Consider the following 17,817-nt stretch of genomic DNA (forward strand, 5'->3'; position numbering starts at 1 on the left):
AGTCCAACTATGAATAAAATACCAAATGCAATATAAAAGTCTGACCCAACATTTCCTTCTGCAGTATAATATTCAATAAAACCAGAAATTAAATGTGCTGAACCAAATAATGTAAATAGAATTGTAAAGAAGCTACTTTTTGATGTATTTACAGCCCAAAAACTGTCACTTGAAATTTTGTATTCAAATTTTTTCCGTCTAAACCCAAAATTGAAAAGTCTGCTAAATTTATTCTGAAAATTAAGTATCGATTCTTTGAAACTGTCCATAGTGTAGGGTCTTTTTAACTTGCCACCAACGTTCGAGTATTTGCGAAGGCAGGGAATTCATTGATTGTCCAGCCCGGTACAAATGCCCTTTTGAAAATATGTTGTTGAAGTTAAGAACTAAAGCTGAACATAGAACGTCGAGCCGGAACCGCTGCTGATGCTTGCACATAGCTGAAATTACAATGTCCAGCCCTGCTTTTGCAAATACTTTTGTTGGCGGTAGTTTTTCTTCCGAGACTATTTCTTTTCAAAAGCATCCCTTCGCCTGAATAGTCTTAATAAAACAATTGCGGAAGTTGTTAAGCCACAACCAAAGCCAATCATTATTCCTTCGCAAGGTCTGATAAATAACTTTCCTACGCCCCAACCAATAAGCGAAAGCCCAGAAATTAAAAATATTACTGCCCAAATAAATAGACTTTCCTTTTTCATTTTTTTAAAATTGCTTGTTTGTGCTTTTCAACGTATTTATTGTATAGCTCTTTCTTTTCTATATCAGATATTATCCCTACTTCACTTTCTCTTTTTGCACCTTCCCATTCCAATTTGAGTAAATATTGAGTTATTGTAATTAACTCGTTAATTGGCTCTGTTGGGTCCTTGTCAGACTTGAGTACAATTTGGTCAATGAGGCTTATAATTTTATTGTCCCAATATTCATCTTCTGGATTTAAATAAAGTCTTATTATGAATTTTAAACTGTCAGCCTCTTTATGTAATTCCCAAACCTCTTTATATTCTAATTTATAAAGCCGATTATTATAGCTGTATGCAAGCCCACAGAATTTTGAAATGCTTTCTCTCAATTCTTGAATGTATTTTATTCTTGAAGCTGTAACGGAATTGATGAAAGCCGTTTTACGAACGTTTCTAAAGGTTATGATTAGATTGAAAATGCCCACGATGAAAGTGAGTCCGATGCCAATTAATGTTACGATTTCTATTGTTTTCATTTGAATTTCAATTATTGATTACCATATAACTTCCGCTGCAAGATAATTCCATAGAATAATTTTTACCGAAAGTCTACTAGGAGTAATCGAAACAGAATAACTATAAATCTCAGGTTGTACGATTGTCCAATGCGAGTAAGTATTATTGTTGCTGTCAATTAAAAAGTTTTGCATAGCTCTGCTTCCAACTTCAGGTGTTTTGGTTATTTCAGTACCGGCTAAAAAGGTGTCAATTTCATTCTGTGTCATTGTTAGCAGGGGTTTGAATCCGATACTCATAGGTTCTTCAAAAACTGGTTCGCTATTTTCATATTTGGCATGTCCCTTTGCTAGTTTTATTAACACATTTTGCATTCTATCAGCCTCAATATTAAAAGCTACTTGCCCTTCGATTTCTACTTTCGATTGCAATATCTTTTGTCTAAGGGGTTCTTTGTTTTGTAATATTCGCTTGATTTTTTTCCTTTGAAGTTTTTCAATGTCTGTGGTTCCACATAATACACATTCCAGCAGGCAAGCTATATACTCTTCGTCTAATGAAAAGCCTTGATTGCATTTGTCGCAACATGGTACAACTGGCAAGTTCTCTGGATACGGCTCTTCAAGTAAAATCCGAGAAGGAACATGGTCTCGGGTATCAGGGCTTTCTCCGCAATAGGAACACATATTGTCGAGCCGTGTATCACTAAATGGTTTAATCTGCCTCAATGTTTAGGGTGTTCATTAAAATTACCGCCAACGGTCAGGGCTTGGCGAAGTGCGGGACATCTGCGTTCCGTCTGCCTGGCTTACTGAATTTGATTAATGTTTAATTCTTCAAGTTATAGATTTTTGTTTAATAGCGTTCGGTCAGCCGGTGCAAAAGCTTAATTGAAAAAATGCAGTTGAAGAAAAAGTTCCGTTAGCCCGCATTTTGCCAAACCCCTTGTTGGTAGCAGTTGTGCATCGTTACTCCCCTTGCTCTAACTGAAAAGATTGTCGCACCAAGTAGTGCCGCATTTCTTTATCAGTCTCTGTTTTCAGACGCTTGTAAATGTCAACGTACTTGTTACTGCGATTAATAAAATCGTCGGTCGAGCTGAATGAGTCAAGCCACACAGCAAAATCGGATAGATCTGGCTGAGAACTTGAATAATCGAGAGCGTCTGTATATTCCGGCCTTGTCAGGCTGGAACTATGCCACATGTCATGCGGTGATATGTGTCTGCCGAAGAATTTGTCAAACCAGTAGGGGTTAGAGCAAAAAGTTTGAAAGGCTTTTTGTTCTGCTATATTTAACTTACCACACTTGAAAAAAATAATTGTTTGTTCAAATAAAAACTCTGGAAACCCGGCATCGTCTGGAAAATTTTTGTCGAACCACTTGAGGTATGTCAAACCATCGGTATAGTCCCCCAACTGAATGAAATATTTTGTCGGCAAGTAACGAAGTCCACGGCTGTCGTCATAACAGCCAAACTTTCTTTTCTCTGAAGAAAGTGTCCGCTTAATGTCAGCGATTTTTTTCTTTGCTCTTTCAATTTGTTTCGGTGTCACGATTTCTGTTTACAATTGCTACCAACGGCCACGGCTTGGCGATGTGGCGGCATTTGAAAATCGTCAGCCCGTTACCGTAGCTAAATTTATAACTAAAAGTTCATTGTTTATTTTATTGCCGGGTGTTATTCGTCGGCTGGAACTGAAGCCGATTAGCGAACAAAAAGCTGAAAATATATTCGTCGCCCCGCCATATTGCCAAACCGCCTGTTATATGCCGTTTTCGTCATTTTATTATTTTCTGTGTCGTTACAAGACTATTGCTATTGTTTGGATTAATGATTAAAAACTGCAACTCTTTTATCTTGTCTCGATTATCTATGTCAAGTGTGTAAGCATGGTCAAGTACAAAAAATCTTTTTGAATACCATTCCCAACCTTCATCATTTTTAGTCATACCATTGTAAGCAGCTACTGACAATAATTTTTTCAATATTGTTAGCTTGCCAAGAACAATTCTCGTCCCCCGATTTAATATCCAAGCTTTATAGCCCTGTCCCAGAAAAGTAATATTGTTTGCTTTAACTTCTAAGTCAAAATTCTTTGTCGTGTCAATGAGTGGGAAATAAAAGAAGTTTCCTACTTTATTAGCTTTGATTGTGTCGCCAGCTATGATAATTGATATCTCAACATTATTTATTGATTTTTTTACGTCATCAACGTAAAAATTAAAGTCATGCTTTGAGAATGTTGAGTCTTGCGCTACAGCTAAGTTAAAGTTGAACAATAAAAAAAGAAGTGTCAAGGTTGTAGTGAGTTTCATAATGGCATATAACGTTCGAGGCTCTGTGCAGTTGGGGAATTGACCAACTGTCCGCCCGGAACTGAAGCTAAATTTATAACTAAAAGCCGAAGTTTAGAACTACTGCTTGGTAGAATTACGTCCGCCGAAACCAAAGCCTGGATATACACTGCCGATGATTGCTGCAATGTCCCGCCCCAATTGCACAAAACCTTTTGTTGGCTGCTGCCAGGTTTTATGTGGGCTGTTTTTACGGCCCAATTCCAACTTCAAGTCTTTCGATAATAATGTCTTTATTTTCAGCAATTGTCCAGTCAGAAAAAGGATATAGTGCTTGATTTGCAATTATAAAATACGGTTCATTTTTTCGGCCTTTAATTTTTTCAAGTAACACTGAAGCGTCCAATTGTTTTGGAAATGCAATTTGATTAATGTCTTGGATTATTAAAAGATACCTTTCTTTGGCAATACTAACAATGTCTTTGTCATCGATGATCTTCCAGCCTAATTCTTGGTACTTTTTTACATCTTTACTTACAAAAGCAAAGAGAAAATGTCTTTGCTCCGCAGATGTTTTCATGTCAGGTGTTTTAATAAGACAATTTATTGCGCTGTCTAAATTTGTAAAGCTTTGGTCGCAACAATTGCAAACAGTTTTTTTGTCGGAGGTTAAAATGCCGCAACTTGTCAAAGAGAAAAACAGAATTATTATGTGAAAAGTTATTTTCATTAGAGTGTGTCTGTCTGGTTGCAGCCAACGTCCAGGGCTTTCTGCTGTGCTGATATTCCGTGATTCGTCAGCCCCGAACCGCTGCTGAGTAAAGTTAGTGCAGTTGATGTTATATTCTGTTGCTCGGCTTTATTCGTTCAGCCTGGGCTGCCGCTGATAAGCGAACGGGACGATCAGTATATATTCTTCAGCCAGCATAGCAGAAAACCCCATGTTGCCTGCTGGCGTTTGTCTTGAAGCCTTTCTATTTCCTGCCATTAATAATTTTTGTGTTTACTAAACTTGGTAGGTTACGAATTTCTGTCCAGTATTCAACTCTAACATCTTCGTCAATGTAAATAGGAGTTCTCTCCCCATAAAGTCTGTCGCCTCCATTGTTCTTACATCCAGAAATCCAATAGTGTTCTCCAGTATCCACGTCAAAATAATTCGCTTTAAATCCAGTTCCACTTAACGTCTGAAATGTCTTGCCGTTATAATGAACAGACTTTCCTGTCTTTGAAAATGTAACTCTACCAATTCTTGCTTCGCCTGTTAATCCGTCGCCTTTATATTCTATATACATTATTCGGCTCTGCATAAACTACTTTTTGTAAAGTTCTATTTTTCGTTCGTCTGGATCAGAAATAATAGCCATAAACCCGAAGTCAGTTTGTGTCGGTTCCAATGAAAATGAAACTTTTAATTCTTTTAAACTCAAAACTGTCTGGTCAAAATTGTCAATACCAAACCCTAATCGTAAATTTTTGTCTGCCTCTTTTTGGCTTTTTGTCAACGGATAAATTTCCAAAACCGTTTGGCCAATTTTAGCTGAATAATGAAATGGGGAGTTTCCGTGTTTATGAAATTCAAAAATCAGCCCAAACAAACTATAAAAGTCGGCAAGTCTTTTTGTGTCGCCTGTTCGCAAAACTATTGTCTAATGTCCATTTGCAGATTCTCTGTTTAATGTTCGTCGGGTGTTCGATACGCTTGCAGGCAACGTTCGAGGCTTTGTGCAGTTGGGGAATTAACCAACTGTCCGCCCGGAACTGAAGCTAAATTTATAACTAAAAGCCGAAGTTTAGAACTACTGCCCGGCAGAATTACGTCCGCCGAATATGAAGCTTGGATATGAACTGCCGATGATTGCTTCAATGTCCTGCCCCAATTGCACAAAACCTTTTGTTAGCGGTAGTTTTATTAGTGTGTCCAATTTTCAATCTTTCCTTTTTTCTCGTCGAACCAAATTTCAATATAAATGTCTTCAGAAATCGGTTTCCCTTTATCCTTTAATATATCAAATTGTAATTTCTTTAATGAGCTAAATACTGAATTAATGCAATAGTCGTATTCGTTTCTTTCCCAGTATTTATCAATTGAGTCCTGTGATTCGTATGCAAGCATAGTTACCTTTGATACTTTTCCGTCATTACCAATTGTTACCAAATACTTTTCAGAACAATCAATGCTGTCAACATTTATCCATTTAGCTTTTTTTATTTTCTTGAACAAGATGTCTGATATCTTGTCCTTACTTTTTCTGTCAATCGCTTTCGGAATGTGAATATAATTGTCCACATTCTCCATTTTTAAAACCTTGCCATAGGCAATGTCAATCACTGTTTCTTTTTCGTAAATTCTATAAAAAACTCCATCCCATCGTAACACTTTATTAGTCAATGGAAATTTCATGTCGCCCGAAAACCAGTCAATGTAAACTCTGTCATTAAGAAATTTATCTTTGAAGATTGATTTCATTTTGTCAGCAGATGCGACTTTATCAATTTTTCCATTTCGTCGTTCACCGCAAGATATTACGGCAACCAGAAAAAGGCTATCATTTTCAATTTTGTAGATAGCTTGATATCCACGCCAGCAATTAAAAGTTGCCCCATCACGGAAACTTAGTCCAAACAATTTTCCCTGATCTTCCTTGGCCTGTAAATGGAAATACTGTTCAAGAATTAAAGTATATGTCGCAAGAGTGTCTCCTTTGTAAATAATGTAATCCGGTGATTGTGGACTAGCAAATGTATCAAGGGTGAAAAATGTCAAGATAAGAGTAAATAGGAGAACTGTAAAACACTTTGTCATTTCTGTTTTATGTCATGATGAAATGGATTGGCGGATTACATACGGTGGCCGAAAAAATTACCGCTAACACTTAAATATACGCCACTCCAACAAATAACTCAAAAAAAGAGCTATTGGCAATCAATATGTTAGTGTTCGCCTTTTTACATTGTAGTGGCGCAAATACAATTTACCATGCTATCTTACCTTTCTGCCAGAGGTCATCTAAAGGGCTTATAATATTTATCAGCTTGTCTTTACGTACATGTAAATATCGCTCAGTGGTTTTAATATTAAAATGACCTAACAAATCCTTGATGTATTTAATATCAATCCCTTTTTCAAGCAAATGGGTTGCAAAACTATGCCTCAACACACATGTATGCCTGCGTGTTTGCTGATACCCGCTTTATGCTTTGCCATCTGGAATATCTTTTGTACTGTTCGCGTCGGGTATGGCTCACCCGTTTGTTCTGATTCGAAAAGATATATTTTTGGCTTTGTTTTATACTGCTTTATATAGCTTCTGAGTATATCCAGTAACACGGGGCTCAGGGGCACATACCTGTCTTTTTTACCTTTGGCATTTTCAATGAGTACCTGCATCCTGCCACTATCTATATGACGGAGTTTGAGATTGACTACCTCACTAACCCTTAACCCGGCGCTGTAAACAGTAAACAACAATGCTTTGTGTTTAAGATTTGGTAATGCCCTGAACATACCTGCCAGTTCATCTTCATTTAATACTTTGGGCAGTTGCAATGGTTTCTTTGGTCTTGGTATGTCAAAAAACATGGTGTGCCTGTGCAACACCTGCTCATAGTAGAACTTCAAAGCATTCATCCGGCTATGTAATGTATTTTCTTTCATGCCCTGTTTCAGGCAGTAGAGGAAATACTTTTGCAGGTGATGTGGTGCTAAATCCTGTACCGGCTTATCTTTTAACAGATGCAGTAGTTGTGCAAATTCATTGCGATAAGTTTTTATGGTAGATTTACTATAGGCTTTTAGAGTAAGGCACTGCAAAAATTTTTGCATTTCCTCCTGGTTATTACTACTGTTTTGAACCGGTAAAACAGTTTGCTGTGTTGAAACCGATGTTTCTGTAGTGGTTATATCTGTAGCGGCCAGTTTGCACTTTTTCCTGTTGTCTGTAGTATCGGGTATATGCCAGCCTTTTAGTGTATTGCTCCACCGGGCTCCTGGTACCATTTTCATGAGCCCGTTTAAATGCCGGTTAGGTGGAAAGCTTACCAGAATGCGCTTTTTTCCTTCGTAGCTGATCAAAGAATGGGAAATACTCATAGATGATAATGCGCCGCCAACTCACTCACAGGGTTTGCAGCAAGGGTTGAATACCATAAAAATATTGTTTTTTTTGAAACTTTATGCATTCAAATATGCTTTGCACAATTGTTTATATGGCATTAAATCTTCGGGCGAATCCATGCAGGCGCAGGTTTCTGACCTGTGCATAAGCGTTGCTTACCTGTAATTTTTATCCGGAGGTTATACCATGATAAACAATTGAACACATACATAATTGATTACTAGTAAGCCGGATAACCCGCAACGCCACAGCTCCCCCAACAACCGAACGTACAAGTGAGTGACACAACCAAAGCTGCACAGCGATATAATGCCGGCTACATACAATGCAAAAAATATATCTCATGCAGCACATTTTGCCATGCAACAATTTTTGCATTAGGTTGTTTGTGCTATCATTAAAAGTATAAAACCGACGAACAAAACACCTATGTAACCGGTCATTATATCCGGCTCTGCACATGTATTGTTTGCCACACAACATCTAACCAATGACAACAGCACAAATCGTACTGGCATCCAGGCCAAAAGGTTTACCTGTAACCGATAATTTTAGAATGGAGCAAGTAGATCTTCCGCAAATAAATGATGGTGAGATACTGTTAAAAGGCCTGTACTATTCCGTTGATCCTTATATGCGTGGCAGGATGAATGACGCCAAATCTTACGCTCCGCCTTTCGAAATAGACCAACCCATATATGGCGGTGTTATTGGTAAAGTTGTGGAGAGTAAATCTGAACTGCATCAACCGGGAGATGTGGTAGTGGGTAATTTTCCCTGGCGCAGAGATTTTATTGTCAATGAAAAAGAAGCCAGGAAGATTGATGCAAGCCTGGCTCCTGCCAGCTATTACCTGGGTATACTGGGCATGACCGGCCTGACGGCCTACTTCGGATTAATGCATATCGGTAAACCCAAAGCCGGGGAAACAGTCGTTGTCTCCGGCGCAGCAGGTGCGGTGGGCGCTGTTGTAGGCCAGATTGCTAAAATCCAGGGATGCCATGTAGTAGGCATAGCAGGATCGGAAGAAAAAGTACAACTGCTGATTACTGAGTTTGGCTTTGATAAGGCGATTAACTACAACACCACACACGATATTACCAAAGCCATTGCAGATGCTTGCCCAAACGGTGTTGATGTTTACTTCGACAATGTAGGAGGTGAGATTTCAGATGCAGTGATCAATAACATTAACTTTTATGCGAGGATACCGTTATGCGGGCAAATCGCTTTGTACAATACTACGGAAATACCCGTTGGGCCAAGATTGCAGCCAATGTTGCTTACCAGGAGTGTGTTGATGCAGGGATTTATCATCGGGCAATTCCAGGCACAATTTCAGGAGGGCATTGAACACCTGGCAAAGTGGGTAAAAGAAGGAAAATTAAAAGCCCACGAAACGATTGAGCACGGTTTTGAAAACCTGCCAAAGGCATTACTCGGCTTATTTAAGGGAAACAATACCGGCAAAATGCTGGTAGAAGCCTGATAAAAACCCATACAGTACGCGCTAACCTTCTTTGTTGTTAACCATAAAAACAAAATCATGAACGTTTTATTTGTACTTACCTCACACAGTGCATTGGGCAATACCGGCAAGAAGACCGGCTTTTGGGTAGAAGAGTTCGCCGCTCCTTACTACGTAATCTCAGACAAAGGCGTAAACGTTACCATTGCCTCACCCATGGGAGGCCAGCCACCTGTTGATCCTAAAAGTGAAGCACCAGATGCGCAAACAGCAGCTACCAAACGCTTTTATGCAGATGCGGCATTACAGGAAAAACTGGCACATACCAAAAAACTGGCCGATGTGAGTGCCGCAGATTTTGACGCTGTTTTTTACCCCGGAGGGCATGGTCCTATGTGGGATTTATACGATGACAAACATTCAATAACACTGATACAAAACTTTTGGGCTGCAGGAAAACCATTAGCAGCAGTGTGCCATGCGCCGGCTGCCTTACTGAATGTTAAAAATGAAAAGGGTGAACCGCTGGTGAAAGGAAAAAAAGTAACCGGCTTTACCAACAGCGAAGAAGAAGGGGTGCAGCTTACAAATGTGGTTCCTTACCTGTTGGAAGATGAATTAAAAGCAAAAGGGGGCAACTATTCCAGCGGTAATGACTGGAGTGTGTACGTAGTAGAAGATGGTATGCTCATTACAGGGCAAAACCCTGCCAGCAGCGAAGAAGCAGCGAAGAAATTATTGGCTTTGCTGGAAGCAAAAAGCTGACGAATTATCTATAGCTTATGCATCATAAAAAGCTTTTACCAACACCTACAGCAGGTAATGCGTCTGATACTTAATAATTGCATTACAAAGACAGTATTTTGAAAAAAAAATAGTGCAACAAAACTGGTTAAAGACTTTGTAACGAGCAATTGCTTTCATGGCATCGTCCCTTGTGTCACTCACTTGTACGGCAGTTTTTTATGGCATCTTTTCGTTGCGGTTTCATCGAATTTCTTCATTGAATAAAAGGATGAGAGTGTTTTGTAAAATGCACGGTTAGTTTTAAGGATACAGGTTATGCGTCATCTGTCTGTATACCGCAGCGTCTCTTTCGGGATACGCTGCGGAGACGGAAGGTTTATACACTGCTAAACAAGTACATCTACATCAATATGTAGCTTGCAATCATTTAAAATAACATTTCTTTTGCATTACAAAATTTTCAACAACAAATCCGTCGTCATGAAAAAAATATTAGTGCTCTTCTTCCTGCTGTATAATTATGCAATATTTTCCCAATCAACTTTCGATGAACGCTTTAGTACGACTAATAACAGGGAAGATGTACACTCCATAAGTGTAGATGGTAACGAGACTATTCTTATAGCCGGCAGAGTGGCCCCGGCTAGCGGTGGATTAAGTAATTTAATTTTAAATCTTATAGATAAAAATGGTACCCTGCAATGGTCAAAGCAGTATGAGACATCACTCCTTCTGGGGAACATAAAATGTTTTATTACAAAGAATAAAGAGATTATGGTGCTGGCACAGAACATGAATGCAGACAATACATTTGGCAGTTCTGTTCTTTTAATACAACTAGATAAAAGAGGCAATATTTTGCAGGCAAAAAAAATAGAAAGCAGTAATTATACAATTAGATATACAGCAGGTATAACGCAGGATAGTGCCGGTGGTTTTGCCATAGCATATGATGCACAGCAAACCTCAGGTACCCCTACCATTATTTCGGTACTCCATTTAGACAGCACACTTAACGTAACGTGGCAAAAAACAGTATCTGTGGCAAACGCTGCCGCAGATTATTTTGATACCCGGTTAATTGTTTACACATCGTCAGGTAATTATGCCATAGCCGGTAAATATAGTAAGATTGCCCCACCTGTTTTTCAAACATGGCCTACTTTAATGATCCTGAATAAGAATGGCAAAATCAACTCTTTCAAACAAATAAAAACGTCCCGGTTTGGAACGGCAAATTATGAATCTATGTGGCCAAGTGAACTTCTTGAGCAGAACAATAAATTCAGGTTTATTGGCAACTATGATTTTAATGGTTCCAATTACTATTCATTTGTGTTAAACAATGGCACAGATAGTGCCATGGCAGATATACTCCCGGATAATATCTACTCCCTTCAGTCTTATGCACAAAGCAAAAAGTTGTTTGGCAAAAGACTTAGTCATGATGATCAACATTTCTACCTTAACAAAAAAGGTGGTTTTCTAAACGTTCATCCCAGCTCTACTCAAACAATTAAAATCCTGGCGCAGCAGTATGATAGTCTCGGCCGCATTTGCCCATTGTATAGCTTACCATATGTTGACACAACAAAAACCCAGTTAAAAATATATGTAACTGATGCTGCTTACACAGAGCTGGCGGAAGACAGTATAAACATTACAGATATAACTTTTACTGCTACGAATTTTGCCAACCAGCATATTGAGTGTATTGGTGGTTCCGCTATAGCAGCAAACACAACAACCAATGCTGCCACCTTATTACAACAACCAACTGTAAAATTATATCCTAACCCTGTACAGCAGTTCGCCACTGTTTCTTTTACAACCGTCAAAACTGGTACAGTAAGCTTCCAGGTATTTTCAGCAAACGGAAAACTCGTGCAAAGCAGTATTGCCGGATTTGCAGCGGGTGTTCATCAAAAAAGATTAAACGTAAGCACTTTAGCTGCCGGATTGTACGCTGCAGTTGTTACTATTGATGGCAAACAAACCAGTATTAAATTTATAAAAAGTAATAATTAATTGTTTGGTATTACAGGCTTTTTTGCGGTTGAAGGAGTTACAATCTTGCTTAGGTAGAACAGTGAGATAATATTGTGATCACACACAATGATAAGCTACCACACTGGCGCAGGTCTCTGACCTGTGCCTTAAGCGTTACTACCTTTAATTTTTATCCGTCAATAATAAGCTAATGCATAAATAATCGAATGGGCATTTGGTTGATGCGCCGGAAGATGAATAACCCGAATCCCACAGCTCCACAAACGACCGAACGTACAAGTGAGTGACACAAGGGACGATGCCACCTGTTCTGCTGCCGGCTACCTGGTTCCAACTTTCCTGTTTACTTTCCGCGTATGATCTCCAATACCTGGTCAAGCCAATCTTTGTCGTTTTGTAACAAGATGTCTGGCTGTATGCCATAATCTTCATACTGCAAAAGTGTGGCGCCATTATTCATATCAGTGAGATATAGCTCAAACTTTCCGCTCGGCAGTTTTTCTCTTTTGCCGTAGTTGCTGCCATAGGCCAGCATGCCCTTTGTTTGCTGACCAACGGTGGTTACGTTTGCCAGCTTTTTCAATTCCAGCGTAAAAATCTCTGCCTGGCTTAAAGTGCCGTTGTTTACAAGCACATACAGGTGCCCGTTGTTGACATACTGCTGCAAAAGGCGCAGATATTTTTTCATTTCCTTTTCCGCACCACCTTCATTATTTCGCAGGTCTACAACCAGGTGCGGCGCTTTGAGCAAGGTTTTTACTGAATCGTAAAACTCTTGAGATACCGCTGCAGTGGCATGATTGGCCTGGAAGGTTTGGATCAATAAATATTGCACATCATCCTGCAGATTTTTAAGTGCAAATTTGGACGCCGTTTTTGGCAGCCTTACATAGTCTGTTTGTGTAAGTTGTTTTGTATAGACACTTTGGGAATAGGAGCCATAAAAGCTGGCGTTTATCAAAGACTGGTTTTGGTATTTTTCTACCGGCTGAAGCATAAAAAATTTAAACTTAGGATGGCCATAAATTGCTTTGTAAAGATTGGGGCCAAACTCATAAAGATGAATGGCAACCTGGCCTTTTTTCCACAGGCTAATATCAGAATCCAACACAACGCCAACGTATTTGTGCGCTTCACTTTTAAAAAGACCAACCGTGTAAAATTTGTCGTAGTAATAAATTCCTTCTATAGCGTCTGCAGGCCTGGTGGCAAGGTTTGCTTTTAAAGAATCAAGGTTGATTTTACACGCAGGATAAGCAGGCAATTCTTTTGTGGCAACAAAACTGTCTATACTTTCAGTTGTGCTCAAATGCTGGTAATCCGGAAGCTGGTAAAAACCGAGGTGATTGTCCCGAAGCGGAAAGACCAGTTGTGCCAGGTTGTAAAAGTATTCGTAGCTGTCGGGTTTCATTGAGCTGTCTGATAGCAGGCGATGATACAGGTCATTGTACGCGGTCAGCTTATCGCCTTTCACCTGGGCCCTGAATGATGCTGTTTTTTCAATGATCGCCCTCAATGCGGTTAAGTCTGCCAAATAGGTATTTGTCTGAGCGTTTAAACCCGGTACCAGCAAAAAAAAGATGAAAGTCAAAATTATTCTCATGCTTTTAAAAGGTGTTTTTAGTAGTGCCCTTATGACGGGCAGGTGTTGTGCTATGGTTGTTTCAGGGGTAGCATTTACCTGCCTGAAAACTGTATGTATTTATTGTATCAAATGTAGTTTTTTATGGCATCGGCTGTTGTGTCACTCACTTGTACGTTCGGTTTTTTATGGCGACTGTAGCGTTGCATTTTCATTACCGTTCCTCATTGCCTGCACTTCAAATTTGAATGAACGACCTGATTTTATTTTTATTCTTAAAAATAAAATAATATGCTAAGGCAAATTATCAATTGTATCGGTATCTACCGACCGAAAAGCGGCTAACTTTTATACACTTACTGATTTATGCTAATAAGTATTGTTCAGGCAGCGGCCGCAGGCCATGCACCGGTAAAAAATAAAGACGCCCGCCTTAATGAAATCAGCGAACAAAATTATTACTTGCTACAACTGTGTGCCAGTATTGGTAAAAACAGCTTAGCTTATTTACGGAGGACGTAGGTATTACCAGCCTTAGCCTGAAAGGAATAGACATCGTCACCTTTGCGTTTCAGCGCGATTGATTGGTTGTTTAAAAATATGGAATAATGATCCTTTAGCCTGATGTTGCAGGAAGTATTTTGTTTAGCCGTTAAACTGGCTGTGATAAGCCGATGATCGTGCCATGTAATATTGACGATAAAGCCTCCCCGCGCCATCAGCCCTTTTACTGAACCTTCCGGTAAATTTTTTGGCAAAGCCGGCAACAAATCGATGATGCCTGTTTGCGATTGCAACAACATTTCCGTAACCGCAGCCGTGATGCATGTGTTGCCATTTAAAATAACGCCGGGCACCTCGCTGTTGAACAAATTTGGATACAAGCCGAGGTTATTTACAGGCGTTGTAGCCTGTGGGTTTACATAACGTAATTGATATTGCAAGCTTTGCATAGCGCTGTCGCCTTCATACAAACGAGCCCGGCAGGCAGCCTTCCAAGCAAATCCCCAACTGCCATTTGTTGTAGCACGAAGATTTAACGCTTTTTTTGCCGCAACCGCAAGTTGTGGTGTTGTCAATGGTGATATTTCCGAACCCGGAAACACTGCATACATATGCGACAGATGCCTGTGTGCCGGGTCAGCCGGCTGCCAGTCATGCGACCATTCTAATAAATTTCCATGCTCACCAACCGGATAAGGGGCGAGCTTCCCGTACGCATATTGAACACTGTCAACAAAAGCATCTTGTATATTTAAAACCTTCGCTGCCTGAATGATGTTGTGAAATAAATCTTTCATCAGTTCAATATCGCAAGTGCTGTTTACACTTGTTTGCGCGGTATCACCTTGCTTAGTTATAAAAGTATTTTCTGGTGAAAAAGACGGAACACTGATAAGCTGTTTTCCCGTACTGTCTGGTATAAGCCAGTCCAGATAAAACTGCGCTGCCCCTTCCATTATTGGATATGCTTGTGCACGCAAGAAATTTGTATCGAGCGTAAAACGATAATGCTCAAAATAATGTTCGCATAACCATGCGCCGCTCATGTTCCAGTTAGCCCAATGTGGGTTTCCTTCACCAAATTTACCAACCGGCGAAGACTTTCGCCAAATATCTGTGTTGTGATGCGCCACCCAACCATGCATCCCATAATTGAGCCTTGCTGTTTGATACCCGTTTTCTGAAAGTTCTTCAATAAGTCGCAAAAACGGTTGATGCAATTCTGAAAGATTGTTTGTTTCAACAGGATAATAACTCATTTGCGCATCATGATCAATACACCAGTTGCTGCTGTATTCAGGCCGCAGTTTTTCATTCCACAAACCCTTTAAATTTGATGGTTGTCCACCGGGTCTGGAGCTTGCAATCAAAATATATCGTCCGTACTGACAAATTAGCGCCAACAGATTTGCATCAAATTGTTCCGGCATTTTTTTAAGGCGTTCATCTGTTGGAAGCTTAGTTTTCGATGCTGAACCGAAATCATAATGCACCCTTTGGTATAAAGGTTTATAATCTGCAATATGATTTGTCAATAACGTTGCATATGATATGGATGAAGCTCTTTTCATATCATTCTCAGTAAGCAATAAAGCATTTTTTCCATTAAAAACGGGAGATGTATTAAAGCCGTTGAAGCTTGTTGCTGATGTTATTAAAACCGTTACCGCATCTGCATTTGAGACATGCACTGATCTGTCATCAGCAGTGATTGTGCCGCCTTCATTCAAAACCTTCAAACAAACTCCAAATGTCATTCCCCTGCCTGAATCCTTTGCATATTGAATAGCTGAATCACCCTGAATGCGCCATAAATAATTTGGTTCAACATGTGCCGGCGCTCTTCCTTTTAAAAGAATGATATTGCTGCTGACAGTTGAAACAACATGATGCAGCTTGCTTGAAAGATGAATATCAAAACTGATAAAACCTTTCTTATCCGCTTCGATTCTCAGGACCATAACACTATCGGGAAAACTTGTAAACGCAGTTCGTTTGTAGTGAATGTTGTTGCTGGTAAAACTTGTTGTCGCAATAGCACTGTCAAGGTTTAATGATCGTTTGTAGTCAAGTGAATCTGAGATATTTCTATAGTCAATAAACAGGTCTGCCATCGGCATATAACTTTCTGTGTATGGGCCCTGCATAAAACGGCATAAGCTATCCGCTTTTTTATATTCACCTTTCAATGCTGCTTCCCGAACCAAAGACAGGTAGTGTTTTGCGCCGGGGTTGTTCCATTGTATATCAGGATCGCCACTCCATAAAGTCGCATTGTTCAAAGAAATATAATCCTGTTGTACACGGCCATACATCATACCGCCCATTCTTCCATTACCAACAGGTAGTGCTTCATTAAAATTGATGGCAGGTTTTGTGTACCATAAAACATCCTGCGCATGCAGACTTACATCACACAAAAAACAGCTCATCAATAAACAAGGAATGGCACGTAAACTCATCGGCATATCATCTAAAAAAACATAGGTACACATAAATACAACGAAAGTGTGATGCACTGTACTGCAAAGAGTTGATAGTTTAAAAATTATATTGCATGCATTAACGAAAGCTGATGAAAAGAACTGTTGCATTCCTGTCATTAATATTTGTGTGTTATGTAGCAAAAGCTCAAATCCCTTCTGCAAAAAGCCTGTTTCAATTTGACAGCACATCAACACCACGATGGGCAAGTTTCGAAAATCCGACAGCAGCAAAAGGTAAAGCAGCAACTGAAAATTATGGTGCAAAAGGTCACCCTTCAGATGAAATAAATGCGGGTGAAACAAAAGTTTTATTAAACACAAAAAGTGCAGGTATAATTAACAGAATCTGGATAACCATCGATGACCGTTCACCCGAAATGCTGCGGTCACTAAAGCTGGAAATGTTTTGGGATGACGCTTCCAAACCCGCTGTAAGTGTGCCTTTCGGCGATTTTTTCGGTATCGGTTTAGGCAAAACAACAGCATTTCATAACGCACTGTTTGTAAATCCTGAAGGACGTTCTTTTATCTGCTATATTCCAATGCCGTTTAAAACTGCAGCACGCATTCAAATAAAAAATGAAAGTGATAAAAGACTTACGCATATTTTTTATGATATAAATTTTCAACAAACGCCCTGGCGAAATGATAATTTATATTTTCATGCATACTGGCATCGCGACACTGCCACAAAGTTGGCTGAAGACTTTAAATTGTTACCAAAGGTAAAAGGTAAGGGAAGGTTTCTCGGTGTGAATGTTGGCGTTCTTGCAAACCCGGTTTATGAAAATCATTGGTGGGGCGAAGGTGAAGTGAAAATATATTTGGATGGTGATACCAATTATCCAACGCTATCAGGCACAGGCACAGAAGATTATATTGGCACAGGTTGGGGCCAGGGCGAATTTTACAATGATTATGCAGGATCTTTATATGCCAGCAGAAACAATGATAATGGCTGGTGTTTTTACCGCTATCATATACCCGATCCAATATTTTTCAGGCGGGATATAAAAGTTGTATTGCCCGAAATGGGCAGCAATAAAAAAGAACTGGTTGCTGCGTTACAGGCAAAAGGAGTTCCTTTAATTCCCGCAACGATTGATGACCAGCATGGCGCTCCGAAACCATTATACAAACCGGGTTATACAGTAAATTTAAACGACACAACTCTGCCAGAAGGTTATATAATTTTTTATCGCAGCGATGACGTTTCATCATGCGCTTATTTTTATTTAGACAAACCAACAGATGATCTGCCGCCTTTGCAGGATGTTATTATGAGAACATATAAGCTAATCAAAAAAGATTAGTACACTTATGTTGCCAGCTACAGTACAATTTTTTAGCTTCGTTGTGTCACTCACTTGTACTGTAGTTTTTTATGGCATCTTTTCGTTGC

General features: G+C 39.5%; 18 protein-coding genes. 4 read left to right on the forward strand and 14 right to left on the reverse strand.

Translation table 11 applies throughout. The features are described from left to right. From I5907_RS21575 to I5907_RS00050, 12 genes are all read right to left on the reverse strand, one after another. On the reverse strand, positions 1-269 hold a 269-nt coding region (locus I5907_RS21575; RefSeq protein WP_231401912.1), incomplete at its 3' end, for a hypothetical protein. A 237-nt stretch (positions 270-506) separates the two neighbouring features. Next, positions 507-701: a hypothetical protein gene (locus I5907_RS00005; protein ID WP_196988701.1), complete on the reverse strand. Its 195-nt coding sequence runs from the start codon at positions 699-701 to the stop codon at positions 507-509. After that, on the reverse strand, positions 698-1,222 hold the full coding sequence (locus I5907_RS00010) for a 6TM ABC transporter family protein (RefSeq protein ID WP_196988702.1): 525 nt from the start codon (positions 1,220-1,222) through the stop codon (positions 698-700). Before I5907_RS00010 ends, I5907_RS00005 begins: the two co-directional genes overlap by 4 nt. An 18-nt stretch (positions 1,223-1,240) precedes the next feature. Continuing rightward, a complete protein-coding gene (locus tag I5907_RS00015; RefSeq protein ID WP_196988703.1) occupies positions 1,241-1,930 on the reverse strand; it encodes a hypothetical protein in 690 nt (229 codons plus the stop codon). A gap of 240 nt (positions 1,931-2,170) precedes the next feature. Further along, positions 2,171-2,758 (reverse strand): hypothetical protein, encoded by a 588-nt coding sequence (locus tag I5907_RS00020; protein WP_196988704.1) that lies wholly within the window; start codon positions 2,756-2,758, stop codon positions 2,171-2,173. A 226-nt stretch (positions 2,759-2,984) separates the two neighbouring features. After that, the gene (locus I5907_RS00025; RefSeq protein ID WP_196988705.1) at positions 2,985-3,521 is read right to left on the reverse strand and encodes a hypothetical protein; all 537 of its coding nucleotides are present in this window, start codon (positions 3,519-3,521) and stop codon (positions 2,985-2,987) included. Between the two features lie 229 nt (positions 3,522-3,750). Further along, positions 3,751-4,080, reverse strand: a complete 330-nt coding sequence (locus I5907_RS00030; protein WP_196988706.1) for a hypothetical protein — start codon at positions 4,078-4,080, stop codon at positions 3,751-3,753. 394 nt (positions 4,081-4,474) lie between these two features. Beyond that, the gene (locus tag I5907_RS00035; RefSeq protein WP_196988707.1) at positions 4,475-4,810 is read right to left on the reverse strand and encodes a hypothetical protein; all 336 of its coding nucleotides are present in this window, start codon (positions 4,808-4,810) and stop codon (positions 4,475-4,477) included. A 3-nt stretch (positions 4,811-4,813) separates the two neighbouring features. Next, positions 4,814-5,140, reverse strand: a complete 327-nt coding sequence (locus I5907_RS00040) for a VOC family protein (protein WP_231401913.1) — start codon at positions 5,138-5,140, stop codon at positions 4,814-4,816. 272 nt (positions 5,141-5,412) lie between these two features. Then, on the reverse strand, positions 5,413-6,267 hold the full coding sequence (locus I5907_RS00045) for a hypothetical protein (RefSeq protein WP_196988708.1): 855 nt from the start codon (positions 6,265-6,267) through the stop codon (positions 5,413-5,415). 208 nt (positions 6,268-6,475) lie between these two features. Then, a complete protein-coding gene (locus I5907_RS21965) occupies positions 6,476-6,661 on the reverse strand; it encodes a tyrosine-type recombinase/integrase (protein WP_428842552.1) in 186 nt (61 codons plus the stop codon). Then, on the reverse strand, positions 6,655-7,593 hold the full coding sequence (locus I5907_RS00050) for a tyrosine-type recombinase/integrase (protein ID WP_231401914.1): 939 nt from the start codon (positions 7,591-7,593) through the stop codon (positions 6,655-6,657). Before I5907_RS00050 ends, I5907_RS21965 begins: the two co-directional genes overlap by 7 nt. 515 nt (positions 7,594-8,108) lie before the next feature. On the opposite strand from I5907_RS00050, the gene I5907_RS00055 reads away from it, so the two are divergent. The 3 genes from I5907_RS00055 (at position 8,109) to I5907_RS00065 (ending at position 11,861) form a co-directional block, all read left to right on the forward strand. After that, positions 8,109-9,107 (forward strand): NADP-dependent oxidoreductase, encoded by a 999-nt coding sequence (locus I5907_RS00055; protein ID WP_196988709.1) that lies wholly within the window; start codon positions 8,109-8,111, stop codon positions 9,105-9,107. Between the two features lie 57 nt (positions 9,108-9,164). Further along, positions 9,165-9,851, forward strand: a complete 687-nt coding sequence (locus I5907_RS00060; RefSeq protein WP_196988710.1) for a type 1 glutamine amidotransferase domain-containing protein — start codon at positions 9,165-9,167, stop codon at positions 9,849-9,851. Between the two features lie 462 nt (positions 9,852-10,313). Next, positions 10,314-11,861, forward strand: coding sequence for a T9SS type A sorting domain-containing protein (locus I5907_RS00065; RefSeq protein ID WP_196988711.1), 1,548 nt, complete (start codon positions 10,314-10,316; stop codon positions 11,859-11,861). 325 nt (positions 11,862-12,186) lie between these two features. Here the strand turns inward: I5907_RS00065 and I5907_RS00070 are convergent, their stop codons facing one another. Together I5907_RS00070 and I5907_RS21970 are read right to left on the reverse strand one after the other, a co-directional pair. Continuing rightward, the gene (locus tag I5907_RS00070) at positions 12,187-13,446 is read right to left on the reverse strand and encodes a S41 family peptidase (protein WP_196988712.1); all 1,260 of its coding nucleotides are present in this window, start codon (positions 13,444-13,446) and stop codon (positions 12,187-12,189) included. A 482-nt stretch (positions 13,447-13,928) separates the two neighbouring features. Then, complete coding sequence (locus I5907_RS21970) at positions 13,929-16,604, reverse strand: glycosyl hydrolase family 95 catalytic domain-containing protein (RefSeq protein ID WP_428842553.1); 2,676 nt, start codon at positions 16,602-16,604, stop codon at positions 13,929-13,931. Between I5907_RS21970 and I5907_RS00080 the strand changes: the two genes are divergently transcribed. After that, the gene (locus I5907_RS00080; RefSeq protein ID WP_196988714.1) at positions 16,505-17,728 is read left to right on the forward strand and encodes a glycoside hydrolase family 172 protein; all 1,224 of its coding nucleotides are present in this window, start codon (positions 16,505-16,507) and stop codon (positions 17,726-17,728) included. The genes I5907_RS21970 and I5907_RS00080 overlap by 100 nt on opposite strands. The last annotated feature ends 89 nt before the right edge of the window (positions 17,729-17,817 follow it).

The organism is Panacibacter microcysteis, assembly GCF_015831355.1.
GTDB lineage: Bacteria > Bacteroidota > Bacteroidia > Chitinophagales > Chitinophagaceae > Panacibacter > Panacibacter microcysteis.